Annotated in this window: 26 protein-coding genes; 11 read left to right on the top strand and 15 right to left on the bottom strand. The window is 68.3% G+C overall.

The features are described from left to right. Window positions 1-114: 114 nt before the first annotated feature. The 9 genes from AC1RAA_RS14460 to AC1RAA_RS14420 are packed head-to-tail and all read right to left on the bottom strand — an operon-like array spanning window position 115 to window position 7663. Complete coding sequence (locus AC1RAA_RS14460; protein ID WP_070063655.1) at window positions 115-1260, bottom strand: ABC transporter substrate-binding protein; 1146 nt, start codon at window positions 1258-1260, stop codon at window positions 115-117. 53 nt (window positions 1261-1313) lie between these two features. Then, entirely contained in the window at window positions 1314-2408 is a 1095-nt protein-coding gene (paaE, locus tag AC1RAA_RS14455) for a 1,2-phenylacetyl-CoA epoxidase subunit PaaE (protein ID WP_492728579.1), read from the bottom strand. A gap of 12 nt (window positions 2409-2420) precedes the next feature. Next, window positions 2421-2945 (bottom strand): 1,2-phenylacetyl-CoA epoxidase subunit PaaD, encoded by a 525-nt coding sequence (gene paaD, locus AC1RAA_RS14450; protein WP_492685729.1) that lies wholly within the window; start codon window positions 2943-2945, stop codon window positions 2421-2423. Further along, a complete protein-coding gene (gene paaC, locus AC1RAA_RS14445; protein WP_095949436.1) occupies window positions 2945-3724 on the bottom strand; it encodes a 1,2-phenylacetyl-CoA epoxidase subunit PaaC in 780 nt (259 codons plus the stop codon). Before paaC ends, paaD begins: the two co-directional genes overlap by 1 nt. A 17-nt stretch (window positions 3725-3741) precedes the next feature. Then, window positions 3742-4038 (bottom strand): 1,2-phenylacetyl-CoA epoxidase subunit PaaB, encoded by a 297-nt coding sequence (gene paaB, locus AC1RAA_RS14440; protein WP_159275003.1) that lies wholly within the window; start codon window positions 4036-4038, stop codon window positions 3742-3744. Next, window positions 4035-5045 carry a 1,2-phenylacetyl-CoA epoxidase subunit PaaA gene (paaA, locus tag AC1RAA_RS14435; RefSeq protein ID WP_492728581.1) on the bottom strand — a complete coding sequence of 337 codons (1011 nt, stop codon included), beginning with the start codon at window positions 5043-5045 and terminating at the stop codon, window positions 4035-4037. The genes paaB and paaA overlap by 4 nt, the downstream gene beginning before the upstream one ends. Before the next feature lie 41 nt (window positions 5046-5086). Continuing rightward, window positions 5087-6397: a phenylacetate--CoA ligase PaaK gene (gene paaK, locus AC1RAA_RS14430; RefSeq protein ID WP_307696314.1), complete on the bottom strand. Its 1311-nt coding sequence runs from the start codon at window positions 6395-6397 to the stop codon at window positions 5087-5089. A gap of 14 nt (window positions 6398-6411) precedes the next feature. Then, window positions 6412-6858, bottom strand: coding sequence for a hydroxyphenylacetyl-CoA thioesterase PaaI (paaI, locus tag AC1RAA_RS14425; protein WP_062478628.1), 447 nt, complete (start codon window positions 6856-6858; stop codon window positions 6412-6414). A 1-nt stretch (window position 6859) separates the two neighbouring features. Further along, window positions 6860-7663, bottom strand: coding sequence for an enoyl-CoA hydratase-related protein (locus AC1RAA_RS14420; RefSeq protein WP_487847865.1), 804 nt, complete (start codon window positions 7661-7663; stop codon window positions 6860-6862). A 312-nt stretch (window positions 7664-7975) separates the two neighbouring features. Here AC1RAA_RS14420 and AC1RAA_RS14415 point away from each other — a divergent pair, with 312 nt between their 5' ends. Both AC1RAA_RS14415 and AC1RAA_RS14410 read left to right on the top strand, forming a co-directional pair. Continuing rightward, complete coding sequence (locus tag AC1RAA_RS14415) at window positions 7976-8578, top strand: phenylacetic acid degradation protein PaaY (protein ID WP_159278218.1); 603 nt, start codon at window positions 7976-7978, stop codon at window positions 8576-8578. Between the two features lie 71 nt (window positions 8579-8649). Beyond that, window positions 8650-9291: a TetR/AcrR family transcriptional regulator gene (locus AC1RAA_RS14410; RefSeq protein ID WP_307584160.1), complete on the top strand. Its 642-nt coding sequence runs from the start codon at window positions 8650-8652 to the stop codon at window positions 9289-9291. Here AC1RAA_RS14410 and AC1RAA_RS14405 read toward each other — a convergent pair. Genes AC1RAA_RS14405 through AC1RAA_RS14390 form a run of 4 tightly spaced genes read right to left on the bottom strand, consistent with a single transcriptional unit; the run spans window position 9275 to window position 13329 of the window. Continuing rightward, a complete protein-coding gene (locus tag AC1RAA_RS14405) occupies window positions 9275-10312 on the bottom strand; it encodes a VWA domain-containing protein (RefSeq protein WP_062478619.1) in 1038 nt (345 codons plus the stop codon). The genes AC1RAA_RS14410 and AC1RAA_RS14405 overlap by 17 nt on opposite strands. Next, entirely contained in the window at window positions 10309-11304 is a 996-nt protein-coding gene (locus AC1RAA_RS14400) for a DUF58 domain-containing protein (RefSeq protein WP_070063645.1), read from the bottom strand. Before AC1RAA_RS14400 ends, AC1RAA_RS14405 begins: the two co-directional genes overlap by 4 nt. Then, on the bottom strand, window positions 11285-12310 hold the full coding sequence (locus AC1RAA_RS14395) for an AAA family ATPase (RefSeq protein ID WP_070063644.1): 1026 nt from the start codon (window positions 12308-12310) through the stop codon (window positions 11285-11287). Before AC1RAA_RS14395 ends, AC1RAA_RS14400 begins: the two co-directional genes overlap by 20 nt. Before the next feature lie 20 nt (window positions 12311-12330). Further along, entirely contained in the window at window positions 12331-13329 is a 999-nt protein-coding gene (locus AC1RAA_RS14390) for a S1C family serine protease (protein WP_492728585.1), read from the bottom strand. A gap of 89 nt (window positions 13330-13418) precedes the next feature. Here AC1RAA_RS14390 and AC1RAA_RS14385 point away from each other — a divergent pair, with 89 nt between their 5' ends. The 7 genes from AC1RAA_RS14385 (at window position 13419) to AC1RAA_RS14355 (ending at window position 20356) form a co-directional block, all read left to right on the top strand. Beyond that, window positions 13419-14279: a TatD family hydrolase gene (locus tag AC1RAA_RS14385; protein ID WP_492728587.1), complete on the top strand. Its 861-nt coding sequence runs from the start codon at window positions 13419-13421 to the stop codon at window positions 14277-14279. Window positions 14280-14409: 130 nt separating this feature from the next. After that, window positions 14410-14895 (top strand): hypothetical protein, encoded by a 486-nt coding sequence (locus tag AC1RAA_RS14380; protein ID WP_062479399.1) that lies wholly within the window; start codon window positions 14410-14412, stop codon window positions 14893-14895. 105 nt (window positions 14896-15000) lie between these two features. After that, window positions 15001-15543, top strand: a complete 543-nt coding sequence (locus tag AC1RAA_RS14375) for a DNA-deoxyinosine glycosylase (protein WP_492728589.1) — start codon at window positions 15001-15003, stop codon at window positions 15541-15543. Next, a complete protein-coding gene (locus AC1RAA_RS14370; protein ID WP_492728591.1) occupies window positions 15543-16325 on the top strand; it encodes a class I SAM-dependent methyltransferase in 783 nt (260 codons plus the stop codon). Before AC1RAA_RS14375 ends, AC1RAA_RS14370 begins: the two co-directional genes overlap by 1 nt. 10 nt (window positions 16326-16335) lie before the next feature. Next, window positions 16336-18123: a type IV pilus assembly ATPase TfpB gene (tfpB, locus tag AC1RAA_RS14365; protein WP_307584154.1), complete on the top strand. Its 1788-nt coding sequence runs from the start codon at window positions 16336-16338 to the stop codon at window positions 18121-18123. 217 nt (window positions 18124-18340) lie between these two features. Continuing rightward, window positions 18341-18826: a tripartite tricarboxylate transporter TctB family protein gene (locus tag AC1RAA_RS14360; RefSeq protein ID WP_062479410.1), complete on the top strand. Its 486-nt coding sequence runs from the start codon at window positions 18341-18343 to the stop codon at window positions 18824-18826. Between the two features lie 18 nt (window positions 18827-18844). Further along, the gene (locus AC1RAA_RS14355; protein WP_062479412.1) at window positions 18845-20356 is read left to right on the top strand and encodes a tripartite tricarboxylate transporter permease; all 1512 of its coding nucleotides are present in this window, start codon (window positions 18845-18847) and stop codon (window positions 20354-20356) included. A 71-nt stretch (window positions 20357-20427) separates the two neighbouring features. Here the strand turns inward: AC1RAA_RS14355 and AC1RAA_RS14350 are convergent, their stop codons facing one another. Next, entirely contained in the window at window positions 20428-21765 is a 1338-nt protein-coding gene (locus tag AC1RAA_RS14350) for an amidohydrolase (protein ID WP_492728594.1), read from the bottom strand. 32 nt (window positions 21766-21797) lie between these two features. Continuing rightward, entirely contained in the window at window positions 21798-23087 is a 1290-nt protein-coding gene (locus AC1RAA_RS14345; RefSeq protein ID WP_492729818.1) for a porin, read from the bottom strand. A gap of 352 nt (window positions 23088-23439) precedes the next feature. On the opposite strand from AC1RAA_RS14345, the gene AC1RAA_RS14340 reads away from it, so the two are divergent. Both AC1RAA_RS14340 and AC1RAA_RS14335 read left to right on the top strand, forming a co-directional pair. Then, window positions 23440-24411 carry a tripartite tricarboxylate transporter substrate binding protein gene (locus AC1RAA_RS14340; protein ID WP_492728596.1) on the top strand — a complete coding sequence of 324 codons (972 nt, stop codon included), beginning with the start codon at window positions 23440-23442 and terminating at the stop codon, window positions 24409-24411. Between the two features lie 15 nt (window positions 24412-24426). Continuing rightward, entirely contained in the window at window positions 24427-26040 is a 1614-nt protein-coding gene (locus AC1RAA_RS14335; RefSeq protein WP_492728598.1) for a gamma-glutamyltransferase family protein, read from the top strand. Window positions 26041-26050 lie beyond the last annotated feature (10 nt).

Below are 26050 nucleotides of genomic sequence, written 5' to 3'. Positions count from 1 at the left end.
GATTCAGATCAGGAACACCGAGGAACCGGCTTTGCCGGGCCTCAGGTGTTGCCCCCGGTAGGGGGTTGGAGAAGCGACACGAAGTGCGCGAAGCCTGGGGGCGAGTTCAGTGCTTCAGGGCTGGAATTTCCAGGCGCCGTTTTCGATCTTGACCATCACGCGCGCGCGCTGGTCCAGGCCCAGGTGGTCGGCCGCGGTCATGTTGAACACGCCGTGCGCGCCCGACACGTCCTTGGTCTGCTCGAGCGCATCGCGCAGGGCGGCGCGGAACTCGGGCGTGCCCGGCTGGGCCTTCTTCAGCGCGACCGGCACGGCCGAGCTCATCAGGAGGCCCGCGTCCCAGGCGTGCGCGCCGAAGGTCGAGACCGTGCCCTTGCCGTAGGCGGCTTCATAGGCGGCGACGTAGGCGAGCGCAGACTTCTTCACCGGGTTGCTGGCGGGCAGCTGGTCGGCCACGAGCACCGGGCCGGCCGGCAGGAAGGTGCCGTCCACGTCCTTGCCGCCCACGCGCAGGAAGTCGGCGTTGGCCACGCCGTGCGTCTGGTACATCTTGCCGGTGTAGCCGCGCTCCTTGAGCGTCTTCTGCGGCAGCGCGGCCGGCGTGCCGGAGCCGGCGACCAGCACCGCGTCGGGCTTGGCCGACATGAGCTTCAGTGCCTGGCCGGTGACCGAGGTGTCGGAGCGCGCATAGCGTTCGTTGGCCACGATCTTGATCTTCTTCAGGTCGGCGGCCTTCGCGAATTCCTGCGACCAGCCTTCGCCGTACGCGTCGGAGAAACCGATGAATCCGACGGTCTTCACGCCGTTGGCGGCCATGTGCTCGGCGATGGCCAGCGACATCATGATGTCGTTCTGCGGCGTCTTGAAGACCCACTTCTTCTTGGCGTCCATCGGCTCGATGATGCGGGCCGAGGCGGCCACCGAGATCATCGGCGTCTGCGCCTCGCTGGCCACGTCGATCATCGCGAGCGAGGCCGGCGTGGTGGTCGAGCCCAGGATCACGTCGACCTTGTTCTCGGCGATCAGCTTGCGCGTGTTGTTCACGGCGGCCGTGGTGTCGGAGGCATCGTCCAGCACGATGTAGTTGATCTTCTGCCCGCCGATCGTCTTGGGCATCAGCGCGATGGTGTTCTTCTCGGGGATGCCGAGCGACGCCGCCGGCCCGGTGGCCGAGATGGTCACGCCGACGTTGACGTCGGCCCAGGCCGAGAGGGCCGTGGCGCACAGGGCGGCGATCAGCAGGGGCTTGAAGAATTTCATGGTTGGTTTGTCTCCGGGTTGAAAGGGGAAAGGCCGAGGAAAAAGCCGTGCGTTCAACGCTCGTCGAAGGACAGCGTGACGCGTTCGGTCAGGGGGTGGGCCTGGCAGGTCAGCACGAATCCCGCGGCCACCTCATTCTTGTCGAGCGCGAAGTTTCTTTCCATGCGGACTTCCCCGTCCACGCACTTCGCGCGGCAGGTGCCGCACACGCCCGAGGTGCACGAGAACGGCACCTCGAGCCCGGCCGCCGACGCCGCATCGAGGATGCTGGGCTGGCCCTCGGTGTAGGTGATCTCGCGCTGCAGGCCGTCGCGCACGATGGTCACGCGCGCCTGCTTGGCATCGCCCGGCTGCGCCTCGTGCACCACCGCGCCGACCTGGTTGGCCGAAGTGGCCGAAGGCAGCGCGACGCCGAAGCGCTCGATGTGGATGCGGTCCTCGGGCACGCCCGCGGCGAGCAGCGCGGCCTCGGCCTCGTCGTTCATCTGGAACGGGCCGCACACGTACACGTGGTCGATCTGCGCGGCGGGCACCACCGAGGCCAGGAACTCGCCGATCTTCTCGCGGTTCATCACGCCGAAGCCCAGCGGCGAATCGGTGTGCTCGTCGGAGAACACGTGCTGCAGCACGAGCCGCGTCATGTAGCGGTTCTTCAGGTCCTCGATCTCTTCCTTGAACATCGTGGACTGCAGCTGGCGGTTGCCGTAGATCAGCGTGAAGCGGCTCTTGGGCTCGCGCGCCAGCACGGTCTTCATGATCGACAGGATCGGCGTGATGCCGCTGCCGCCGGCGATGCCGACGTGGTGGCGCGCGGCCTCGGGCTCGATGGGCACGAAGAAGCGGCCTTGCGGCGCCATCACCTGCAGGCTGTCGCCGGGTTGCAGGTGGGCGTTGATCCAGTTGGAGAACACGCCGCCGCGCACCTTGCGCACGCCGACGCGCAGTTCGCCGTCGTCGAGGCCGGCGCAGATCGAATAGGAACGGCGCAGGTCCTGGCCGTCGATGTCATGGCGCAGCGTGAGGTACTGGCCCTGCGTGAAGCCGAAGACTTCGCGCAGCGCGGGCGGCACCTCGAACGAGACGATGACGGCCTCGTGCGTGTCGGGCTCGATGGCCTTCACGCGCAGGGGGTGGAAGAGGGTGCTCATCGTGGGCGTGCCTCAGATAGGCTTGAAATGTTCGAAGGGTTCGCGGCAGGCCATGCAGCGGTACAGGGCCTTGCAGGCGGTGGAGCCGAAGGCCGACAGGCGCTCGGTGCGCTCGCTGGCGCAGCGCGGGCAGGCGATGCGCTCGCCGGCCATGCGGCCGAAGAGCTTGATCGGCATGGCGGTGTTGGAGGCCTGCTCGGGCGTGAGGTGCGCGGGCGGCGCGATGCCGTAGGCCTTGAGCTTGTCGCGGCCTGCGTCGCTGATCCAGTCGCTGGTCCAGGCGGGGGCGCGGCGCAGCGTGGCGCGCGCACGGCCGAGGCCGGCGTTCTCGATGGCGGCCAGCACGTCGTGCTCGATGGCTTCGGTCGCGGGGCAGCCGGAGTAGGTCGGCGTGAGCACGATCTCCAGGCCGTCGTCGTGTTCGATCACCTCGCGCACGATGCCCAGGTCGCAGACCGACACGGCCGGCACCTCGGGGTCGGGCACCGAATGGAGCACGGCCCACGCCGCATCAATGCGCGACGCCACGGCGTTCATCACCACACGCCTCCGGGGAAGCTGCGCTGCAGGTGCTGCATCTCGGCCAGGATGTAGCCCATGTGCTCGCTGTGCACGCCGTGCTTGCCGGTGCTGCGGAACGCGGCTTCCTTCGGCATGGCGAGACCGGCGGCGTCGAGCACCTGCTGCATTTCGGCCAGCCACGGCTCGCGCAGTTCGCTCCAGGCCGGGCCGAGGCCGCTGGCGCTGGCCTGTGCGTCGACGTCGTCGCTGTCGAACAGCTCGGGCACGTAGAGCCACAGCTGCTTGAGCGCCTTCTCGGTGCGGCGGCGCGATTCGTCGGTGCCGTCGCCCAGGCGCACGACCCAGTCGGCCGAGTGCTGCTGGTGGTAGCGCGCTTCCTTCAGTGCCTTGCCGGCGATGGCGGCCACCTCGGCGTCGCTCGACGCGGCCAGGCGTTGCCACAGCAACTTGAGCAGCGTGGCGACCATGGTGTTGCGCAGCACGGCAAAGGCGAAGTCGCCGCGCGGCAGTTCGACCAGCGTGAGGTTGAAGTAGTCGCGCTCGTCGCGCAGGTAGGCGAGCTGGTCTTCGTCGTGCGCGCGGCCGGCGCCTTCGAGCTGGCCGGCGTGCGTGAGCACGGCGCGGGCCTGGCCGACGAGGTCGAGCGCGATGTTGGCCATCGCGATGTCTTCTTCGAGCACCGGTGCGTGGCCGCACCATTCGCCCAGGCGCTGCGCGAGCACCAGGCAGGTGTCACCGATGCGCAGCAGGTAGTGCACGGCGGGCGTGCGGTTCAGTTCGATCGAGGCTTGCATGGCGTGCCGTTCCTGGCTCACATGTGGTCCACGGACTTGGGCAGCGCGTAGAAGGTGGGGTGGCGGTACACCTTGTCTTCGGCCGGGTCGAAGAACATGTCCTTGTCGCCCGGGTCGCTGGCCACGATCTGGTCGGAGCGCACCACCCAGATGCTGCTGCCTTCCTGGCGGCGCGTGTAGACGTCGCGCGCCATCTGGATCGCCATCTTGGGGTCGGCCGCGTGCAGGCTGCCGCAGTGCTTGTGATCGAGGCCGGCCTTGCTGCGCACGAACACTTCCCACAGGGGCCACTCTTGCTTCATTTCGGTGCTCATGCTGCTTCCTTCAAAGGTTGTTTGTTGGCGTGGGCCATCGCGGCTTCGCGCACCCAGGCGCCGTCGTCCCAGGCATCGACGCGGGCCTGCAGGCGTTCGCGGTTGCAGGGGCCGTCGCCGGCGATCACGCGCCAGAATTCGCTCCAGTCGATGACGCCGAAGTCGTGCGACTGGCGTTCTTCGTTCCACTTGAGATCGGGGTCGGGCAGCGTCACGCCGAGGATCGCGGCCTGTTCGACGGTGGCGTCGATGAACTTCTGGCGCAGCTCGTCGTTGCTGAAGCGCTTGATGCCCCAGCGCATCGACTGCGCCGAGTTGGGCGACTGGTCGTCGGGCGGGCCGAACATCATGATCGAGGGCCACCACCAGCGGTTGACCGCGTCCTGCACCATGGCCTTTTGCGCGTCGGTGCCGTGGGTCATCATGGTCAGCAGCGACTCGTAGCCCTGGCGCTGGTGAAAGCTCTCTTCGCGGCAGATGCGGATCATGGCGCGCGCATACGGTGCGTACGAGCAGCGGCAGATCGGCACCTGGTTCATGATGGCCGCGCCGTCGACCAGCCAGCCGATGGTGCCCATGTCGGCCCAGCTGAGCGTGGGGTAGTTGAAGATCGAGCTGTACTTGGCCTTGCCCGTGTGCAGCGCGTCGAACATCTGGTCGCGCGAGGTGCCCAGCGTTTCGGCGGCGGCGTACAGGTACAGGCCGTGGCCGCCTTCGTCCTGCACCTTGGCCAGCAGGATGGCCTTGCGCTTGAGCGTGGGCGCGCGGCTGATCCAGTTGCCCTCGGGCAGCATGCCGACGATTTCGGAGTGCGCGTGCTGGCTGATCTGGCGCACCAGCGTCTTGCGGTAGTGCTCGGGCATCCAGTCTTTCGCCTCGATGAAGTCGCCGGCGTCGATGCGCGCGTCGAAGCGTTCCTCGAGACGCAGCTCGTCGGCGGAGCGCACGGCCTTCTGCTTGCCGTCGCCTGCGTCCTTGCCCATCGTGTCCATGGCCTGGGTGTACATGTGCGTGTCCTTTCGGTGCGGTGTGGGGGGCGCGCGGGCGCTCAGCGCGGGCGCGTGTCGACGACGCGCCGGGCCTTGCCGGTCTGCGTGCGTTCCATTTCGTCGGGGCCGTGCACGACCACGCGGGTGGAGATGCCGATGAGCGTCTTCACGCGGTGCTGCACCCATTCGGAGATGGCGTTGCGGTCGGCCGCGGCGGCTTCGTGCGGCGTGAGTTCGCAGTGCACCTCGACCTGGTCGAGCAGGCCTTCGCGGCTCACGCGCACCTGGTACAGGCCGGTGAGGGCGCTGTGCGCGAGCACGATCTCTTCCACCTGCGTGGGGAAGACGTTCACGCCGCGGATGATCATCATGTCGTCGCTGCGCCCGACGATCTTGCCCATGCGGCGGAACGATCGCGAGGTGGGCGGCAACAGGCGCGTGAGGTCGCGCGTGCGGTAGCGCACGATGGGCATGGCCTCCTTGCTCAGCGAAGTGAAGACCAGTTCGCCTTCTTCGCCGTCGGCCTTCAGCTCGCCGGTCTCAGGGTCGATGATCTCGGGGTAGAAGTGGTCTTCCCAGATCACCGGGCCGTCCTTGCTCTCGACGCATTCGCTGGCCACGCCCGGGCCCATCACTTCACTCAGGCCGTAGATGTCGACGGCGTCGATGCCGGCGCGCGTCTCGATGTCGCGGCGCATGGCTTCGGTCCACGGCTCGGCGCCGAAGATGCCGACCTTGAGCGAGCTGTCCTTGGCATCGAGGCCCTGGCGCTCGAACTGCTCGATGATCACCTGCATGTAGCTGGGCGTGACCATGATGATGTCGGGCTTGAAGTCCTGGATCAGCTGGACCTGCTTCTCGGTCTGGCCTCCCGACATCGGGATGACGGTGCAGCCCGCGCGCTCGGCGCCGTAGTGCGCGCCCAGGCCGCCCGTGAAGAGGCCGTAGCCGTAGGCCACGTGGATCATGTCGCCGGGCCGTCCGCCCGCTGCGCGGATGGAGCGCGCGACCAGGTCGGCCCAGGTGTCGATGTCGTTCTTGGTGTAGCCCACCACGGTCGGCTTGCCGGTGGTGCCCGACGACGCGTGGATGCGCGCGACCTGCGTGCGCGGCACGGCGAACATGCCGAAGGGGTAGTTGTCGCGCAGGTCGGTCTTCACCGTGAACGGGAATTTCGACAGGTCGGCCAGCGACTTCAGGTCGTCGGGGTGCACGCCCTTGGCATCGAAGGCCTGGCGGTAGTGCGGCACGTTGTCATAAGCGTTGCGCAGCGTGGCGCGCAGGCGCGTGAGCTGCAGGGCGGCGATCTCGTCGCGGCTGGCGGTTTCGATCGGCTCGAGGTCGCCGGGGGCGGGGCGTTTCACGGTCATGGTGGGGTGTCTCCTCAAGCGGCCGGGACGGCCGGCCGGCCCTTGGCGGTGTACGAGCGACCGCGGAACATCGCGATGCGCTCGCCGCGCTGGTTGGTGATTTCGGTGTCGTACACGCCGGTGCGGCCGGCCTTGGAGACTTCGAAGCAGCGCGCGGTGAGCACGTCGCCCTCGCGCGCCGGCGCGAGGAAGTCGATGGCGAAGCCCGAGGCCACGGTCAGCTCGTTGTACGAGTTGCAGGCGAAGGCGAAGGTGGAATCGGCCAGCGTGGCCATGAAGCCGCCGTGGCAGATGGCGTGGCCGTTGAGCATGTCGGGGCGCACGCGCATCTCGAGCGTGGCCTGGCCGGGGCCGACCTCCACGATGCGCATGCCCAGGCCCTTGCTGGCGTTGTCGTTCGCGAACATGCCGTCGCGCACGTACTCGGCGGTCTGTTGCGGGGTGCGGGAAGCGTCGGTCATCTCAGCGGTCCTTGAACACCGGGGCGCGCTTGGCGCGGAAAGCCTCGACACCTTCGCGGTAGTCGTCGGCGTTGCCCATCTCGCGTTGGATGCGCGCTTCTTCGGCAAGTGCCGCGCCGAGGTCGAGGTTCTGCGCGGCGGCCATCGCTTCGCGGGTGGCCACGAGTGCGCGCGTGGGCATGCCGGCCAGGCGCGCCGCCAGCGCGGCGGCGGTGTCGGCCAGGGCCGCGTCGTCCACGCACTGCCAGATGAGGCCGATGCGTGCGGCTTCTTCGGCGGGCAGCTTGTCGCCCAGCATCGCGATGCCCAGCGCGCGCGCCGGGCCCACGAGGCGCGGCAGCAGCCAGGTGCCGCCGGTGTCGGGCACGAGGCCGATCTTGGTGAAGGCCTGGATGAAGCTGGCCGAGCGGCCGGCCACGACGAGGTCGCAGCACAGCGCGAGGTTGGCGCCCGCGCCGGCCGCCACGCCGTTGACGGCGGCAACCACCGGCACCGGCATCGAGCGCAGGCGTGCGACCAGCGGGCCGTAATAAGCAGAGATGACGTGGCCCAGGTCCTTGGGCGCGGCGCCCGGCGTGGGGTCGGGCGCGACCGACGGGTCGGCCAGGTCCTGCCCCGCGCAGAAGGCGCGGCCGGCGCCGGTGAGCACCACGCAGCGCACGCTGCTGTCGGCGGCCGCGGCTTCGAGCGCGGCCAACAGCTCGGCGTGCAACCCGGTCGTGAAGCTGTTGAGCGCCGCGGGGCGGTTCAGGCTCAGCGTGCGGACGGCGCCGGCGTTGCTGATGAGTACCAAAGGCTCAGTCATGCGTGTCTCTTTCATCCTTTGTGGGGACGGCTCGGTGCGTAAACACTATTGACCGACCGTTCGGTTGATTTTAGGATCGACCTCGATTCCGGCACAAGCGGGGTGCATTCAGGGCAAACCCTAGGAAGGTGTGAATGAATCCGGCGTGGCCGAGCAGCCCGCCCAGGCACGTCCCCTCAAGGCGCAAAGCGCAGCCATAGCTCGGGCTATGGCGAGCATTTGCAACGCAGAGGGGGCGCGCCTGGGTGGGATGAGCGGGCATGCCGGGTTCGTTCACACCTTCCCCAACCCGCGAAAAAACAAGGAGACCGAATGCCCAGCTATTCCATCGACGGCGTGATTCCTGTCGTCGACCCGAGCGCCTACGTGCATCCCACGGCCGTGCTGATCGGCGACGTGATCGTCGGCCCGCACTGTTATGTGGGCCCCTGCGCCAGCCTGCGCGGCGACTTCGGCCGCATCGTGCTGCAAGAGGGCTCCAACGTGCAGGACCACTGCTGCATCCACGGCTTTCCCGACAACGACACGGTGGTGGAGGTCAACGGCCACATCGGCCATGGCGCGATCCTGCACAGCTGCATCGTGCGGCGCGACGCGCTGGTGGGCATGAACGCGGTGGTGATGGACGAGGCCGAGGTGGGCGAGAAAGCCATCGTCGCGGCCTGCGCCTTCGTGCCCGCCGGCATGAAGGTGCCCGCGCGGTCGCTCGCGGCGGGCATCCCGGCCAAGGTGCGGCGCGAGCTCAGCGACGAAGAGATCGCCTGGAAGCTCGAAGGCACGCAGACCTACCAGGCGCTGACGGTGCGCAGCCTGGCCAGCCTGCACGAGGTGGCGCCGCTCGCCGAGGTGGAAAAAGACCGGCCCCGCCTGCCCGCCACCGACGTGAAATCCCTGATCGCCACCCGCCGCGGCTAGCCCTGCGGCTTCATGCAAGATCGAGCCTGCTGCACGCCAGCAACCGACAGACAACCCAGGAAGAAGACCCGATGCCGCGTGGAAGATCCGCCACCTACGACGACCAGCGCGAACTGATCCTCGCGCAGGCCGCCCAGCTGTTCGCCCGCCGCGGCTATCCCGCGACCTCGATGAACCAGGTCGCCGAGGCCTGCAACCTCTCGAAGGCCACGCTCTATCACTACTACAAGGACAAGAGCAGCCTGCTCATCAGCATCGCCGAGACGCACGTCTCGAAGCTGGCGGCGCTGGTGGCCGAGGAAGAGGCCCAGCCGTCCACCGACGAGGAGCGCCTGCGCCGCTTCATCTACCGCATCGTCGAGGAATACGCCGGCGCGCAGGACGCGCACCGTGTGCTGACCGACGACGTGCGCTTTCTCGAGGACGAAGACCGCGAGCGCGTGCTCGACCAGGAGCGCGCCGTGGTCGCGGGCTTTGCGCGTGCCGTGTCGGCGCTGCGCCCCGGCGCGCCGAGCGACGAACTCGCCAAGCCGCTGACCATGCTGCTGTTCGGCATGATCAACTGGATGTTCACCTGGATGAAGCCCGGCGGCCGGCTCGACCACGCGGCCATCGCACCGATCGTGGCCGACCTGTTCCTGGGCGGGGTGGGGGCGGTGAAGATGCCGCCCGCCGTGGCACAGGAAGAAAACGCCGCTAAAGAATCCGGTTGAACCAGAGCAGCGACAGCCCCGCCGACAGCAGCGTGAGCACCGCGGCGCCCAGCGCGAACAGCGCCGAGATCTCGGTTTCCTTCTTCTCGACGGTGAGCTTGGAGCTCAGCGTCTCGTAGACCTTCTTCAGGTCGCTCGCGGTGCCGGCGTAGAAGTACTCGGCGCTGGTCTTGTTGGCGATGGCCTTGAGCGTTTCCTCGTCCAGCCGCACGCGCATCGACCAGCCTTCGAAGCCGATGGTCTCGCCGTCGACCGTGCCCACGCCCACCGTGTAGATGCGCACGCCGCGGTCGGCCGCGGCCTTGGCGGCGTCGAGCGGGTCGACGCCCGTGGTGCGCTGGCCGTCGGTCAGCATGATGATCGCGGCCGAGGTGAACGAGCCGGGCGCCACGGGCGTGAACTCCTTGAGCTGCTTCTCGTTCTGGTCGATCGGGATGCCGCGCTGGCGGCTGGGCGCGCTGAACTGCGAGATGTCGATGCCCGCGTCGGGGAACAGCGTGGCCAGCGACACCACGATGGCGTTGCCCGTGGCCGTGGCGCGCTGCAGCTGGAAGCTGTCGATGGCCGTCACGAGGTCGTCGTGGTTGGTGGTGGGCAGCTGCGCCACCTGCGCGCTGCCCGCGAAGGCGACGATGCCCACCTTCACGTGGCGCGGCAGGTCCTTGATGAAGCTCTTGGCCGCCTCCTGCGCCGCCACCAGCCGGTTGGGCTGCACGTCGGCCGCGCGCATGCTGCCCGACACGTCCATCGCCAGGATGATGGTCTGCTGGTTCGACGGCAGCACCACCACCGCCATCGGCCGCGCCGCCGCCACGAGCATCGCGGTGATGGCCACCAGGAACAGCAGCGGCGGGATGTGGCGCCGCAGGCTCTGGCCCGGGCCCATGGCCTCGCGCACGATCGACAGGCTGGCGTAGCGCACCGCCATCTTCTTCTTGCGGCGGATCAGCCAGACATACAGGAGCACCAGCAGCGGCAAGGCCGCCAGCAGCCAGAGGAATTGAGGCCAGAGGAATGTCATGCCGCCACCACCGCCTTCCCGCCACCCGCTGCGACGCCGCGGACCCGGCGCTTGCGCAGGTCCGCGAATCGCACGATGGCTTCGACCAGATCGTCGTTGGTCGAGAGTTCGAGGGCGTCGACGCCGGCCCGGGCCAGCGACTCGCGCAGGGTGGTCTCGCGCTCGGCGGCCAGCCGCGCGAAGCGTTTGCGGAACCCCGCGTCATGGGTGTCGACCCACAGCTGCTCGCCGGTCTCGGCGTCGCGCAGCGGCACCAGGCCGAGGTCGGGCAGCTCGAGCTCGAGCGGATCGAATAGGCGCACGGCAATCACTTCGTGCCGCTGCACCAGCTGGCCCAGCGGGCGCTCCCAGCCGGGCTCGCTGAGAAAGTCGGACACCACGAACACGGTGGAGCGGCGCGGCATCAGCGAAGCGGCGGAGGTCAGCAGGTCGGCCAGGCGCGTCATGCCCTTCTGCGCGGGCGCGGCCTCGGCCTGGTTCGCGCGCTTTTCCATCGCGTGCAGCAGGTGCAGCACATGGCGGCGGCCGGTGCGCGGCGGGATCACGGCCTCGAGGTCGCGGCCGTAGACCAGCGCGCCGACGCGGTTGCCGTGCCGCGTGAGCAGCCGCGCGAGCACGCCGACGAAGCCGGCCGAGATCTCGCGCTTGGCCTTCAGGCCCGAGCCGAAATCGACCGAGCGGCTCAGGTCGAGCACGAACCACGCGGCCATCTCGCGGTCTTCGGTGAACACGCGCACGTGCGGCGTCTGCAGCCGCGCGGTGACGTTCCAGTCGATGTGGCGCACGTCGTCGTGGTGCTGGTACTCGCGCAGGTCGGCCAGGTCCAGGCCGGTGCCGCGCATCAGCGTGCGGTAGTCGCCCTGCAGCAGGCCGTCGAGGCGGCGGATCACGGTCCATTCGAGCCGGCGCAGCGCGCGTTCGGCCCCGCCGGCTTCGATCGCGAGCCGGTCGTCGTTCGCGGCCTCGGGGGCCTTACGCCACCAGCTTTTCATGTTCCAGAGGTTTGGGGGGAGCGGGAACGGCCTTCATGATCTTCTCGATCAGCCCGTCGGGCGTGAGCCCTTCGGACAGGCCTTCGTAGGACAGCGTCACGCGGTGGCGCAGCACGTCGGGCACCAGCGCGCTCATGTCTTCGGGCAGCGCGTAGCTGCGACCGCGCAGCAGCGCCAGGGCGCGCGCGCCTTCGGTCAGGCTGATGCTGGCGCGCGGGCTGGCGCCGAAGGTGATGAAGCGGCGCAGGTCCTTCAGGCCGTGCTTCTCGGGCGTGCGCGTGGCCGACACGAGTTTGACGGCGTACTGGATCAGCGAGGGGTCGACGTACACGCGCCGCGCCTCGGCCTGCAGCTCGGCCAGCTGTTCGGTGGTGGCGACCGGCGTGGCCGAGACGGGCGGGCCGATCACGCGTTGCACGATCACGAACTCTTCCTCGTCGCTCGGGTAGTCGACCATCACCTTCATCATGAAGCGGTCGACCTGCGCCTCGGGCAGCGGGTAGGTGCCCTCGGTCTCGATGGGGTTCTGCGTGGCCATCACGAGAAAGGGGCGCGGCACCTTGTGCGTTTCGCCGGCGATGGTGACCTGGCGCTCCTGCATCACCTCGAGCAGCGCGCTTTGCACCTTGGCCGGCGCACGGTTGATTTCGTCGGCCAGGAGCAGGTTGGCGAACACCGGGCCCAGCGAGGTGCTGAACTCGCCCGTCTTCTGGTTGTAGATGCGCGTGCCCACGAGATCGGCCGGCACCAGGTCGGGCGTGAACTGGATGCGCTTGAACTGGCCGCGCACGGTGTCGGCCAGCGTCTTGATGGTGAGCGTCTTGGCCAGCCCCGGCACGCCTTCGACCAGCAGGTGGCCGCCTGCGAGCATCGCGACCATCACGCGCTCGAGAAAGCGGTCCTGGCCCACGACCACGCGCTTCACCTCGTAGAGGATCTGCTCCATCAGCTCGGCGGTGGCGGGGGCTGTTGCAAAGGTCGACGAGGTCGGGTTTTCTGTGCTCATGCGAAGGGCTTTCGAAGAAATCAGAAAGGCGGCGAGCCGGCCGCCGAAGCGGCGTTCTCGATCGGCACCGCGAAGCCGATGCCGATGAAGGTGCGCTGCTGCGTCGGGTTGAGGATGGCGGTGACGATGCCCAGCACCTCGCCGTCCATGTTGATGAGCGGGCCGCCCGAATTGCCGGGGTTGGCGGCGGCGTCGAACTGGATCAGGTTACCCAGCTCCTGCTTGCCCTCGGGCGAACGGAAGGAGCGCTTCAGTCCCGACACCACGCCGGCCGACACCGAGGGCCCGATGCCGAACGGAAAGCCCACGGCCGCCACCTGGTCGCCGGAGCGCAGGTCGGCGGTGGAGCGCATCACGGCGGGGATCAGGTCGTCGGGAATCTTCTGGGCCTGGAGCACGGCCAGGTCGTTCTCGGGCTGCACGCCGGTGATGACGGCCACCGCTTCGAGCCCGTCGGCGAAAGTGACCTTGATCTTCTCGGCGCCGGCGACCACGTGCAGGTTGGTGAGGATCACGCCCTTGTCGACGATCACCACGCCCGTGCCCACGCCGCGTTCGACCTCGCCCGGCGTGCCGCCGTCGGCGGGTGCCTCGGGCGGCTTGCCCTTGGCCATGTTGCGCCCGCGCTTCTGGGTCTTGGCTTCGGGCGTGGCCTTCTCGGGGCCGTAGCCGACCACGCGCACGACGGAGGGCCGCACGATGTCGGCGGCCTTGGCCGCGGGCGAGGGCAGGGTGGCGGTCTGCAGCGTGCGCAGCACCGCGGCGTCGATGTCTTTCTGCGTGAGCGCCTTGGCGCCTGGGCGCGGTGCCCAGAAGGCGCCGCCGGCGGCGATGGCGATGCAGCTGACGGTGAGCAGGGCGAAGGCGCGGCGCCCGGGCTGCCAGCGTGCGCGAGGGGGTGGGGCTTGCACGGCGTCGGCCTCGGCCACAGCCGCGGCATCCGCCAGCGACCCGGCCGCCGGTGCTGCGGCCGGCGGCAGCGTGCGGGGCGAGCGGCTGTAGAAAGCGGGCCTGCGCATCGGAGCACCTCCGGCAAAAAAGGACGCGTGAAGGAGTTCACAGTAGCACGCTTTCCGCGCCTGTGCATCCCTTCGGGCATCATCGCGCGATGGCTGCGTTTGTCGATACCCACTGTCACCTCGATGCGCCCGAATTCGGTGCCGAGATGCCCGTCATCCGCGCCCGCGCGGCGGCGCAGGGCGTGGTGCTGTGCGTCATTCCGGCCGTGGCGGCCTTCAACTTCGCCACCGTGCGCGCGCTGGCGCACGCGCAGGGCGACGCCTACGCGCTGGGCATCCACCCGCTGTGCACGGGGCAGGCGAGCGATGCGGACCTGCAGACGCTCGACGACGAGCTGCACGCGCGGCGCGACGACCCGCGCCTGGTGGCGGTCGGCGAGATCGGGCTCGACTACTTCGTCGAAGGCCTGGACGCCGATAGACAGGAACGCTTCTTTCACACTCAGTTGCAACTGGCGCGCAAGCACGGGCTGCCCGTGCTCATCCATGTGCGGCGCTCGGTCGACAAGGTGCTCAAGCATCTGCGCCAGACCGCGGGCGGACGGCCCTGGCAGGGCATCGCCCACGCGTTCAACGGCAGCGAGCAGCAGGCGCAGGCCTGCATCGAGATCGGCCTGAAGCTGGGCTTCGGCGGCGCCGTGACCTTCGAGCGTGCGCTGCAACTGCGCCGCCTCGCGGCCACCCTGCCGATGGACGCATTGGTGATGGAAACCGACGCGCCCGACATCCAGCCGCACTGGCTGTACCGCACGCAGGCGCAACGCGACGCGGGCCAGGCGCAGGGCCGCAACGAGCCCGGCGAGCTGCCGCGCATCGCCGAAGTGGTCGCGCAGCTGCGGGGCATCGACATCGCGTCGCTGGCCGAAAACACCACGCGCAATGCGGTGGCAGCCCTGCCGAAGCTCCAAAGTCTGCTGAACGTGTCGGAGGGGCGTCCGCCCAGCGCGTAGGCCAAGTTCCCGAGTTGCGCCAGCGCAGGTCGTTGGGCCCTTTTTGCTGTCATCCTTGAAGTTCGAAGTGACGTTGGTTGTCCAGTGGCACTGTCGTCACTCCGCACTTCACTCAAAAAAGGAGTCTTTCATGACCACATCTTTTGTTCGTACCCTGCCCGTCGCGCTCGCACTGGCGCTGGCCTCCATCGGTGTGTCGGCCATCGCGCAGACCACCGCGGCCGAGCCCACGACCACCGAGAAGGTGAAGGAAGCCGGCAAGGACGCTGTCGATGCGACCGCACGCGGCACCGAAAAGGCCTGGGACGCCACCAAGAGCACGACCAAGAAGGCCGTGAACGCCACCGAAAGCGGCGCCGAGAAGGCCTGGGATGCCACCAAGAGCGGCACCAAGAAGGCAGCCAACGCCACTGAGCGCGGCACCAAGAAGGCCTGGAACGCGACCAAGAACACCACAAAGAAGGCCACCACCGCCACCAAGAAGGCCGCCGTGAAGACCGGCGACGCCGTGGAAACGGCCGGCCACAAGACGGCCGACGGCATGCGCAGCGCCGGCAAGGCGATCGGCGAGAAGGTGCCGGGCACGGCCGAGAACGAAGCGGCCAAGAAGCCGTAACTTCCATGCGCCGGGCTTCGGTCCGTGCTTGACGAAAGAACCCGCTTCGGCGGGTTTTTTCATGGGCGTTCAGGCACGCCGTGCGGCAATGCCAAGATACCGCCCATGAAATCGACCGCCGTCCCGTCCCCGACCGTTGCCGACAGCGCCGGCGCGGTGCTGACCGGCCTTGCGCCCATCGTCTCGCCGAACACACGTGTGCTCATCCTCGGCAGCTTTCCGGGCGTCAAGTCGCTCGAGCGGCAGCAGTACTATGCGCATCCCCAAAATCAGTTCTGGAAGATCTTGCAAGCCCTCTGGCCCGACCCCCTGCTTCCGACGGGCGCAGACAGCTACCGCGCGCGCTGCGACTGGCTGCTCGATCGCGGCCTCGGCGTGTGGGACGTGTACGGCGCCTGCGAGCGCGAGGGCAGCCTCGACACGGCGATCCGCTCGCCGGTCGTGAACGACATCGCCGGCCTGCAACTGCCGAAGCTCGCCGCCATCGCCCACAACGGCGGCGAGAGCTTCAAGCACGCACGCCACACGCGCACCCTCGGGGTGCCGGTGTATTCGCTGCCATCCACCAGCCCCGCCAATGCGTCATGGTCCTTCGAGCGCAAGCTCGCGGCCTGGCGCGAGGTCTTCGTTGCCCACCACCTTCTCTGATGGCTTCTTCCGCTTCTTCCAAGAAAACGCTCGTCCTGCCCGAAGTCAATTTTTCCGACTGGGGCGACATCCGCTACCTGCACCTGGGCACCGAATGGGTCCAGGGCTCGATGAAGCTCGACGCGCCGTTCGAGATCGAGCTCGAGTACGTGCAGCGCATGATGGCCTGGCTGCTGTTCGTCGACAGCAAGGGCGTGGGCAACCGCCACGCGATGCAGCTGGGCCTGGGTGCGGCCACGCTCACCAAGTTCAGCCGCAAGACGCTGCGCATGCGCACCACCGCGGTCGAGCTGAACCCGCAGGTGGTGTCGGCCTGCCGTGGCTGGTTCAAGCTGCCGGCCGACGACCTGAAGCTGCGCGTGGTGATCGCCGACGCGGCCGAGGAAATCCGCAAGCCCGAATGGCAGGGCAGGGTCGACGCGCTGCAGGTCGACCTCTACGACCACGAGGCCGCCGCGCCGGTGCTCGACAGCGAAGCCTTCTATGCCGACTGCCGCGCGCTGCTCACCGAAGACGGCTGCATGACGGTCAACCTGTTCGGCCGCTCGTCGAGCTACGAGCGCAGCCTCGAGAAAATCGCCGCCGCTTTCGGCGCCGACGCCGTCTGGGCCTTCAAGCCGACGCGCGAAGGCAACACGGTGGTGCTGGCCCAGCGCACGGCGTCGCGCCCGAAGCGCGAGGTGCTTGCCGAGCGCGCCCAAACCATCCAGACTCGCTGGGGCCTGCCCGCGCCGAAATGGCTGCGGGTGTTCAAGCCGATGACGCTTTCCCTCACCACCTGATTCCCGGTTCATGAGCGCTGTACCCGCCGCCGCTTCCGCTGCTGCCCGCCACGAAGGTCCGCTCGACCTGCGTCGCCTGATCGAATGGCTCGCCACCGACGGCGTGATCTCGCCGATGGAGGCCAAGCGAACCATCGCGCGCTGCGCCCAGGCCGAGAGCCGGCAGGCGCCGCTGGTGCGTCTGGCCAATGTCGCCATGACGCGCGAGGCCGACGGCAAGCCGCTCGACCTCGAAGCCCTCACGCAGTGGCTTGCCGGCCGCGCCGGCCTGGCCTACCTGCGCATCGATCCGCTCAAGGTCGATGTGGGCAAGGTGGCCGACACCATGAGCGCCGGCTACGCCGAGCGCCACAAGGTGCTGCCGGTGCAGGTGCTGCCGAACGAGGTGGTGGTGGCCACGGCCGAACCGTTCCTCATCGACTGGATCGCCGAGGTCGAGCGCCAGTCCAAGCGCACCGTGCGCCGCGTGGTGGCCAACCCGTCGGACATCCAGCGCTACACGGCCGAATTCTTCGCGTTGGCCAAGTCGGTGCGCGCCGCGCAGAAGGCCGGCGGCAACACCGGCGGCGCGAGCTTCGAGCAGCTGGTCGAACTGGGCAAGAGCACCAAGCAGCTCGACGCGAATGACCAGAGCGTGGTGCAGGTGGTCGACTGGCTGTGGCAGTACGCCTTCGACCAGCGCGCCAGCGACATCCACCTGGAGCCGCGCCGCGAGCAGGGCGTGATCCGCTTTCGCATCGACGGCATCCTGCACCCGGCCTACCAGATGCCCATGGGCGTGATGAACGCGATGGTCGCGCGCATCAAGCTGCTGGGCCGCATGGACGTGGTCGAAAAGCGCCGCCCGCTCGACGGCCGCATCAAGACCCGCAACATGCGCGGCGACGAAATCGAAATGCGTTTGTCGACCTTGCCGACCGCCTTCGGCGAGAAGATGGTGATGCGCATCTTCGACCCCGACACAGCGGTGAAAGACCTCGACGCGCTGGGCTTCGCGCAGCACGACGCGCAGCGCTGGGAGCAGCTGGTCACGCGGCCCAACGGCATCATCCTGGTGACCGGGCCCACGGGCTCTGGCAAGACCACCACGCTGTATTCCACGCTCAAGCGCGTGGCGACCGAAGAGGTCAACGTGAGCACGGTGGAAGACCCGATCGAAATGATCGAGCCTTCGTTCAACCAGACGCAGGTGCAGCCGCAGCTCGACTTCGGTTTCACCGAGGGCCTGCGCGCGCTCATGCGGCAGGACCCGGACATCATCATGGTCGGCGAAATCCGCGACCTCGCCACCGCCGAGATGGCGGTGCAGGCCGCGCTCACCGGCCACCTCGTGTTCAGCACGCTGCACACCAACGACGCGCCCAGCGCCATCACGCGGATGATGGAACTGGGCGTGCCCTCGTACCTCATCACAGCCGTGATGCTGGGCGTGCTCGCGCAGCGCCTCGTGCGCACGCTGTGCCCGCATTGCAAGCAGCCCGACGACGCGGTCACGCGCGAGAGCCTCGAGGCCATCGTCAAGCCGTGGCAGATCACCGGCCCCGTGCGCGCCTACAAGCCGGTGGGCTGCGTCGATTGCCGCATGACCGGCTACATGGGCCGCATGGGCCTGTACGAGCTGCTGAGCGTGACCGAGCCGTTCAAGGACCAGGTCACCAAGGAGCCCAACCTCACGGGCCTGCGACGCCAGGCCGTGATCGACGGCATGCGGCCGCTGCGCCTGGCCGGCGCGCTGCGCGTGGCCGAGGGCGTGACGACCATCGAGGAAGTGCTCAGCGCAACGCCTCCTCTGGAATAGGTCCTCCCCCAGGCTTCGCGCACTTCGTGTCGCTACGCCAACCCCCTCGCCGGGGGCAACACCAGCGGCCCGGCAAAGCCGGTTCCGCGGTGTTTCTTGAAGGGATCCCATGAGTCATTTCGGGTTATCCCTAGTCCTTCGGTTAGTGGAATCCACATCGGCCTGACCGGAGGCTGACTCGACAATCCCGCATCGAAATTGTTCGAGGAGACTGTTCGTGAAAATCAAAAGTCAGAAAGACTTTTTCTCGGGACTGATGTTCACCGTCGTGGGCGTGGCGTTCGCATGGGGCGCCACCACCTACAGCGTGGGCAGCGGCGCCCGCATGGGTCCGGGTTACTTCCCGCTCATGCTGGGCATCCTGATGGCGCTGATCGGCCTGGGCATCATGTTCAGCGGGCTCACCGTTGAAACGACCGATGGCGAAAAAATCGGCAAGTGGGCCTGGAAGCAAGTGGTGTTCATCCTGGGCGCCAACCTCGCCTTCGGCGTGCTGCTCGGCGGCCTGCCGAGCATCGGCGTGCCGGCCATGGGCATGATCATCGCGATCTACGCGCTCGTGATCATCGCCAGCCTCGCGGGCCACGAGTTCAAGCTGCCCACCGTGCTGATCCTGGCCACCGTTCTGGCCATCGGCAGCTACGTTGCATTCATCTGGGCGCTGAAGCTGCAGATCCAGGTCTGGCCGACCTTCATCGGTTGAGAGAAGAAAGCTGCTCACATGGAACTGTTTGAACACCTCTCAATGGGTTTTGGCGTTGCCTTTACCTTCACGAACCTGCTGTACTGCCTGGTCGGCTGCATTCTGGGCACGCTGATCGGCGTGCTCCCGGGCATCGGCCCGGTCGCGACGATTGCGATGCTGCTGCCCGCCACGTACGCGCTGCCGCCCGTGTCGGCGCTGATCATGCTGGCCGGCATCTACTACGGCGCACAGTACGGCGGTTCGACCACCGCGATTCTGGTGAACCTGCCGGGCGAATCGTCGTCGGTGGTGACCGTGATCGACGGCTACCAGATGGCGCGCAAGGGCCGTGCAGGTCCGGCGCTCGCTGCGGCCGGTCTGGGCTCGTTCTTCGCAGGTTGCGTCGGCACGCTCATTCTTGCCGCCTTCGCGCCGCCGCTGACCGAGCTGGCCTTCAAGTTCGGCCCCGCCGAGTACTTCTCGCTGATGATCCTGGGCCTGATCGGCGCCGTGGTGCTGGCATCGGGTTCGCTGCTCAAGGCGATCGCGATGATCGTGCTGGGCCTGCTGATGGGCCTGGTCGGTACCGACGTGAACTCGGGTGTCGCACGCTACAGCTTCGACATCCCTGAACTCACCGACGGCATCGGCTTCGTGGCCATCGCCATGGGCGTGTTCGGCTACGGCGAAATCATTGCCAACCTCTCGCGTCCGGACGACGAGCGTGAAGTGTTCACCGCCAAGGTCTCGGGCCTGTTCCCGACCAAGGAAGACTTCAAGCGCATGGTGCCTGCCGTGCTGCGCGGCACGGCGCTGGGCTCGGCCCTGGGCATCCTGCCCGGCGGCGGTGCACTGCTGGCGGCTTTCGCGGCCTACACGATCGAGAAGAAGACCAAGCTGAAGCCGGGCGAAGTGCCCTTCGGCAAGGGCAACATCCGCGGCGTGGCGGCTCCCGAGTCGGCCAACAACGCCGGCGCGCAGACCTCCTTCATTCCGCTGCTGACGCTGGGCATTCCGCCCAACGCCGTGATGGCGCTGATGGTGGGCGCGATGACCATCCACAACATCCAGCCCGGCCCGCAGGTGATGACCAGCAACCCCGAGCTGTTCTGGGGCCTGATCGCCTCGATGTGGCTGGGCAATGCGATGCTGATCGTGCTGAACCTGCCGCTGATCGGCATGTGGATCAAGCTGCTGTCGGTGCCCTACAAGTTCCTGTTCCCGGCGATCGTGCTGTTCTGCGCGATCGGCGTGTACTCGACCAACAACAACACCTTCGACATCTGGATGGTGGGCATCTTCGGTCTGGTGGGCTACACCTTCTTCAAGCTGGGTTGCGAGCCTGCGCCGCTGCTGCTGGGCTTCATCCTGGGCCCGATGATGGAAGAGAACCTGCGCCGTTCGCTGCTGCTGTCGCGCGGCGACTGGAGCGTGTTCGTCACGCGTCCGATCTCGGCCAGCCTGCTGGCGGCCGCGGCCCTGCTGCTCATCATCGTGCTGCTGCCGGCCGTGAAATCGAAGCGCGAAGAGGCCTTCGTCGAAGACTGATCGACGGGCTTTCTCTGAACGCACAAACGGCGCCCTCGGGCGCCGTTTTTCGTTGGGGGATGCCGTTGTCCCTATCTGCCCAGCGCGCTGAGCACCGCCACGGTCATCGCGTGCACGCCGGTCTTGATCGACGGCTCGGGCACCGGCGCGAAGAAGGGCGAATGGTTGCGGGCCAGCGGCTTGCCGCCGGGTTGGGCGGAGGCCGCGATGTCCCGCGCATCGAGCACGCCGATCGTGAAGTACATCGACGGCACGCCGGCGTTGATGAAGGCCGAGAAGTCTTCGCTGCCCGTCGATGGCACCGTGGATTGAACGACCTGCGCCGGGCCCAGCGCCTGCTGGAGCGCGGCGGCCGCGCGGGTCACGACCGCTTCGTCGTTGACCAGCGCTTCTCCGCCCGGCACCAGCTTGACCACGGGGTCGGGCGCGCCGCTCGTTGCCGCTGCCGCCATGGCCATGCGGCGCACGCCGGCCAGCAGCTGCTCGCGCACCTGCGGCTTGTACGAGCGGATGGTGCCGCGCAGCGTGACCGTGTCGGGAATGATGTTGCCGGCGGTGCCGCCCTGGATGGCGCCGATCGTCACGACACCGAATTCGGCCGGGTCTTTCTCGCGGCTCACCACGGCCTGCACGTCGGTGACGAAGCGCGCGGCGATCACGATCGGGTCGATGGTGGTGTGCGGCCGCGAGCCGTGGCCGCCGCGTCCCTTGAAGACGATTTCCAGCGCGTCGGAGTTGGAACTGCTGATGCCGATGCCGTAGCCGATGGCGCCATGCGGCGTGGGCGCCGTGTGCAGCGCGAACGCGGCGTCGGGCTTGGGAAAGCGCGTGAACAGGCCGTCCGCGAGCATCGCCTTGGCGCCCGAAACGGTTTCTTCGGCGGGCTGGCCGATGAACATCAGCGTGCCTTTCCATTGGTCCTTGAGCGCGACCAGCGTGCGCGCGGTGCCGAGCCAGCTGGCCATGTGGATGTCGTGGCCGCAGCTGTGGGCCACGAAGCTGTCGCGACCGCCCCACTCGGTGCGGGCCTGGCTGGCGTAGGGCAGGCCGGTCTTTTCTTCCATCGGCAGGCCGTCCATGTCGGTGCGCACCATCACGACCGGCCCGGGGCCGTTGCGGTACAGCGCCACGACGCCGGTGCCGCCGACCTTCTCGGTCACCTCGAAGCCGATGGCGCGCATCTCGGCGGCGAGCAGGGCGGCGGTGCGCGTTTCCTTGAACGCGAGCTCGGGGTGGGCGTGCAAATCCTTGTAGAGGGCGTCGAGCCGGGGGTACATCGCATCGACGAGCGGCGGGATCGCCGACGCCTGTGGTGACGCGGCGGGCTGGGCCTGCGCGCCCGCGCCGAAGGCGAGGAGGGCGGCCACGGCCAGGGAACGAAGGGCAAAGGTGGGGGTGTGGATCAACATGGAATGAAGGCAGGGGCGCATGAAGATGAAGATCAGAAGATGTGGCGGATGCCGAAGTCGTAGCCCGTGGCGCTGCGCGGGCGCCAGCCACTGGCGGCCAGGTAGCCCGGATAGGGCGCGTCGCTGGCGCTCGTCACGGCGCCGATCGCCTTGTCGTTCTGGCCGTCCCGGATGCGAACGCGCGCGAACGTGGCGTACAGCGCCGTGCGGCGGGACAGGTGGTGCACGTAGCCCAGCGCCCATTGGCTGGCGCTGGCGCCCTGTGCGGTGTCTCCCGGCAGGCCGGTGGCGCCGGGCTTGTAGCTGACGCGACCGAACGACGCGCGGACGAGTCCCGGGCCCACGGGCACCGTGGCACCCACCAGGTAGCCGTTGTATTTGTCGGTGCGATCCTGCATCCAGGGCTGTGCCTGCGCGCGCCGGTGCCGCAGTTGCGACAGTTCGCCCAGCAGCTTGACGGGGCCGAAGTCGTAGGTGGCGCTCAGGCTGAGGGTCTTCAGCCGGTCCTCGCCGCCGGCGTCGACGGGCGGCCGGGCCGCGGCGCCCGAGGGCAGGCGGTCCTTGTTGTCTTCACCGAACGCCAGCGCCACGTTGAGCGGTCCCTTGGCATAGCCGAAGCGCCCGCCCAGGTAGCGCCCGCGCGCGTTCGTCGGCGTCACGTCCGGGCTGTAGCGGGTGTTCTCGGGCAAGGCGTACTGGAGCTGCCCGTGGAAGCCGCCGAGGTCCGGCGGCAGGAAGTAGCCGATGCTGTTGCTGGCGCGCGCGTAGTTGTCGCCGGCCGCCACGCCGGCCGCCACGCCGGCCGGTGCGCCGCCCAGGAGCGTGGACGAGGCGCTGTTGACGCGCGCGATCACCGACAGGCCCGCGCCCTGCACGGCGAAGGGGTCGGCCAGCGAGTCGTTGCGAAAGATCGGCGTGTAGTCGCGGCCCAGCCGCAGCTCGCCGAAGCCGCCCGACAGGCTCAGCGTCGAACGCTTGGCGAACGAGGCCAGGCCTGTCTTGCCGTCGTCGTTGCTGATGTTCGACTCCAGCCAGAAGCTCGCCGCCAGGCCGCCGCCCAGGTCTTCCGTGCCCCGAAAACCCAGGCTGCTGCCGCGGTAGCCGCCGCGCGACAGCGTGGTCTGGCTTTGCGTCACCCGCGGCACGGCCGCGGCGAGCACGGCGGCGGCAGGGCGCCGTGGATCGAACGCCGGGCGGTACTCGCTGACGGTCTCGAAATGGCTGACGCCCGCATCCATGACGCCGAACAGCGTCACCGAGGACTGCGCCGAGGCCGCGCCGGCCAGCGCCAGCAGGGCCAGGCCGAGCGGGTGCCGCTTCATGCGAAGAACGCGCGAACTGAAGCAGAGGGCGCCGGCATCGGCGCCCTCGAGGGAGGGAAAGTTCAAGGGGGAGGTCTCCTGTGCGCCACTTCTGTGTCGAGTGGACTGGCGCGACTATCGGACGGCAGGGCGCCCGGGAGGAAATACCGTTTGCTGATGCGACCCCATCGCTATTTCTGATGGTCGGGCGCAAGGCCGCGCGCCGCGTGATGGCCGTGGCAACATTGATGCGCAGGATTCATATATCTATCCGATAAATCCATTTCCCTTTTCAATGCCCCGCGTGTCCAATCCTGCGGCCACGTCGGACAAGGCGCGCTCCCGACACACCACCTCGGACACAATGAATTCCATGAAACGAACCACCCGCGCCGCGCTTGCCGCGGCTGCGCTGGTGCTGGCCGCGGTGCCCGCACTGGCCCAGAACTACCCGAACCGGCCCATCCGCCTGATCGTGCCGTTCCCGGCGGCCGGCGCCACCGACCTCTTTGCCCGCACGCTGGGCCAGAAGATGGGCGAGAAGCTCGGCGCCACGCTGGTGGTCGACAACAAGCCCGGCGCCGGCGGTGCGATTGGTTCCGACCTCGCGGCCAAGGCGCCGCCCGACGGCTACACGCTGCTGCTCGCGACCACGAGCACGCACGCCATCGGTCCGGCCATCACGCCGAAGCTGCCCTACGACACGGTGCGCGACTTCACGCCCATCGCCCACGTGGGCGATGCGCCGAGCATCATGCTGGTGCCGGTCAACACGCCCGCCAGGACGGTGCGCGAATGGATCGACAACGCGAAGAAGAACCCCGGCAAGCTCAACTACGCATCGAGCGGCAACGGCACCATCGTGCAGCTCACGGCGGAGCTGTTCAAGGCGCAGGCCGGCGTGTTCGTCACGCACATTCCCTACCGCGGCACGGCGCTGGCGGTGCCCGACCTCATCAGCGGCAAGGTCGACGTGCTGTTCGACTCGCTGCCCACCGGCATGCCGCACGTGCGCGACGGCCGCCTGCGCGCGCTGGGCGTGACCTCGCTCAAGCGCAGCCCGCTCGCGCCCGAGCTGCCGCCCATCGCCGACACGCTGCCCGGCTTCGAGTCGACCACCTGGTTCGGCTTCTACGGTCCGAAGGGCCTGCCGGCCGACATCGTGGCGCGCGTGAACAAGGCCGCCAACGAGGCGCTGGCCGATCCGGAGCTGAAGGACAAGCTCGCCCGCCTGGGCATCGAGCCGGCGAACGCGGGCACGCCCGAGCAGTTCGCAAAGATGGTGGCAACCGACGCCGCCAAGTGGAAAAAGATCGTCGTCGATCGCAAGATCACCAACGACTAACGAGAGCACGCCGACATGAACTTCGACTTCAACAATCCCTACCTCTCGACCCGCCTCCCGGTCTTCGCGCGCAACGTGGTCGCGACCTCGCACCCGCTGGCCGCGCAGGCCGGCCTGCGCATCCTGCAGCGGGGCGGCAACGCGGTCGATGCAGCCATTGCCACGGCCGCCGTGATGACGCTGGTCGAGCCGGTGAGCAACGGCCTGGGCAGCGACGCCTTCTGCATCCTGTGGGACGGCAAGGAACTGCACGGCCTCAACGCCTCGGGCCCCGCGCCGAAGGCCTGGACGCCGGAGTACTTCAAGGCCAAGTACGGCGCCGACGCCGCCACGCCGCCGATGCGCGGCATCGACTCGGTCACGGTGCCGGGCGCGGTGCGCGGCTGGGTCGCGATGAGCGAGCGTTTCGGCAAGCTGCCGTTCGCCGACCTGATGGCGCCCGCCATCGACATCGCCGAGCGCGGCTACCTCGTGCCGCCGGTGGTGCAGGGCAAGTGGGCGGCGGCCACGCCGATCCTGCAGTCGCAGCCCGGCTTCGCGCAGGCCTTCCTGCCCTGGGGCCGCGCGCCCGAGGTCGGCGAGCTGTTCCGCTTCACCGCGGCGGCCCGCGCGCTCAAGGCCATCGCCCGCACCAAGGGCGAGGCCTACTACAACGGCGAGATCGCCGAGGCCATCGCCAAGTTCTCGAAGGAGCAGGGCGGCGCGCTCACCGTGGCCGACATGGCGGCCTACCAGCCCGAGTGGGTCAAGCCCATCTCGCGCGACTACCGCGGCCACACGCTGCACGAGATCCCGCCGAACGGCCAGGGCATCGCGGCGCTGATCGCGCTGGGCATCCTCGAGAAATTCGACATCGCTTCGCTGCCGGTCGACTCGGTGCAGTCGCAGCACCTGCAGATCGAGGCCATGAAGCTGGCCTTCGCCGACGTGTACCGCTACGTGTCGGAGCCATCGTCGATGACGGTGACCCCCGCGCAAATGCTCGATGACGCCTACCTGGCTTCGCGTGCGAGACTCATCGACGTGAACAAGGCGCAGGACTTCAAGGCCGGCAACCCCGTCAAGGGCGGCACCATCTACCTCACCGCGGCGGACGAGAGCGGCATGATGGTGAGCTTCATCCAGAGCAACTACATGGGCTTCGGCTCGGGCTGCGTCGAGCCGGAATTCGGCATCAGCCTGCAGAACCGCGGCCACGGCTTCAGCCTCAAGGCCGAGAGCCCGAACGTGGTGGCACCGGGCAAGCGCCCGTTCCACACCATCATCCCGGCCTTCCTCACCAAGGACGGCCAGCCGGTGATGAGCTTCGGCGTGATGGGCGGCAACATGCAGCCGCAGGGCCACATGCAGACGCTGGTGCGCATGCTCGACTACGGCCAGAACCCGCAGGCCGCGTGCGATGCACCGCGCTGGCGCTTCAACGCGGGGCTCGAGATCAACGTCGAGGCCGCGATGAATGCCAACACGCTGCAAGGCCTGCGCGACCTGGGCCACCACCTCGAGGTGATCAACGACTCCTACCAGGACTTCGGCGCCGGCCAGTTCATCTGGCGCGCGGGCGAGCCTTCGGTCGAAGGCTACGTGGCCGCGAGCGACCCGCGCCGCGACGGCCTCGCTGCAGGCTACTGAGGATCAAGGG

Source organism: Variovorax sp. GW823-FHT04F07, from assembly GCF_058795995.1.
This window is presented reverse-complemented; position numbering and strand designations above follow the sequence as displayed.

Coding starts and splice junctions, on each gene's coding strand:
- AC1RAA_RS14460 (WP_070063655.1), bottom strand. CDS start 1,260: ATGAAATTCTTCAAGCCCCTGCTGATCGCCGCCCTGTGCGCCACGGCC.
- paaE (WP_492728579.1), bottom strand. CDS start 2,408: ATGAGCACCCTCTTCCACCCCCTGCGCGTGAAGGCCATCGAGCCCGAC.
- paaD (WP_492685729.1), bottom strand. CDS start 2,945: ATGAACGCCGTGGCGTCGCGCATTGATGCGGCGTGGGCCGTGCTCCAT.
- paaC (WP_095949436.1), bottom strand. CDS start 3,724: ATGCAAGCCTCGATCGAACTGAACCGCACGCCCGCCGTGCACTACCTG.
- paaB (WP_159275003.1), bottom strand. CDS start 4,038: ATGAGCACCGAAATGAAGCAAGAGTGGCCCCTGTGGGAAGTGTTCGTG.
- paaA (WP_492728581.1), bottom strand. CDS start 5,045: ATGTACACCCAGGCCATGGACACGATGGGCAAGGACGCAGGCGACGGC.
- paaK (WP_307696314.1), bottom strand. CDS start 6,397: ATGACCGTGAAACGCCCCGCCCCCGGCGACCTCGAGCCGATCGAAACC.
- paaI (WP_062478628.1), bottom strand. CDS start 6,858: ATGACCGACGCTTCCCGCACCCCGCAACAGACCGCCGAGTACGTGCGC.
- AC1RAA_RS14420 (WP_487847865.1), bottom strand. CDS start 7,663: ATGACTGAGCCTTTGGTACTCATCAGCAACGCCGGCGCCGTCCGCACG.
- AC1RAA_RS14415 (WP_159278218.1), top strand. CDS start 7,976: ATGCCCAGCTATTCCATCGACGGCGTGATTCCTGTCGTCGACCCGAGC.
- AC1RAA_RS14410 (WP_307584160.1), top strand. CDS start 8,650: ATGCCGCGTGGAAGATCCGCCACCTACGACGACCAGCGCGAACTGATC.
- AC1RAA_RS14405 (WP_062478619.1), bottom strand. CDS start 10,312: ATGACATTCCTCTGGCCTCAATTCCTCTGGCTGCTGGCGGCCTTGCCG.
- AC1RAA_RS14400 (WP_070063645.1), bottom strand. CDS start 11,304: ATGAAAAGCTGGTGGCGTAAGGCCCCCGAGGCCGCGAACGACGACCGG.
- AC1RAA_RS14395 (WP_070063644.1), bottom strand. CDS start 12,310: ATGAGCACAGAAAACCCGACCTCGTCGACCTTTGCAACAGCCCCCGCC.
- AC1RAA_RS14390 (WP_492728585.1), bottom strand. CDS start 13,329: ATGCGCAGGCCCGCTTTCTACAGCCGCTCGCCCCGCACGCTGCCGCCG.
- AC1RAA_RS14385 (WP_492728587.1), top strand. CDS start 13,419: ATGGCTGCGTTTGTCGATACCCACTGTCACCTCGATGCGCCCGAATTC.
- AC1RAA_RS14380 (WP_062479399.1), top strand. CDS start 14,410: ATGACCACATCTTTTGTTCGTACCCTGCCCGTCGCGCTCGCACTGGCG.
- AC1RAA_RS14375 (WP_492728589.1), top strand. CDS start 15,001: ATGAAATCGACCGCCGTCCCGTCCCCGACCGTTGCCGACAGCGCCGGC.
- AC1RAA_RS14370 (WP_492728591.1), top strand. CDS start 15,543: ATGGCTTCTTCCGCTTCTTCCAAGAAAACGCTCGTCCTGCCCGAAGTC.
- tfpB (WP_307584154.1), top strand. CDS start 16,336: ATGAGCGCTGTACCCGCCGCCGCTTCCGCTGCTGCCCGCCACGAAGGT.
- AC1RAA_RS14355 (WP_062479412.1), top strand. CDS start 18,845: ATGGAACTGTTTGAACACCTCTCAATGGGTTTTGGCGTTGCCTTTACC.
- AC1RAA_RS14350 (WP_492728594.1), bottom strand. CDS start 21,765: ATGTTGATCCACACCCCCACCTTTGCCCTTCGTTCCCTGGCCGTGGCC.
- AC1RAA_RS14345 (WP_492729818.1), bottom strand. CDS start 23,087: ATGAAGCGGCACCCGCTCGGCCTGGCCCTGCTGGCGCTGGCCGGCGCG.
- AC1RAA_RS14340 (WP_492728596.1), top strand. CDS start 23,440: ATGAAACGAACCACCCGCGCCGCGCTTGCCGCGGCTGCGCTGGTGCTG.
- AC1RAA_RS14335 (WP_492728598.1), top strand. CDS start 24,427: ATGAACTTCGACTTCAACAATCCCTACCTCTCGACCCGCCTCCCGGTC.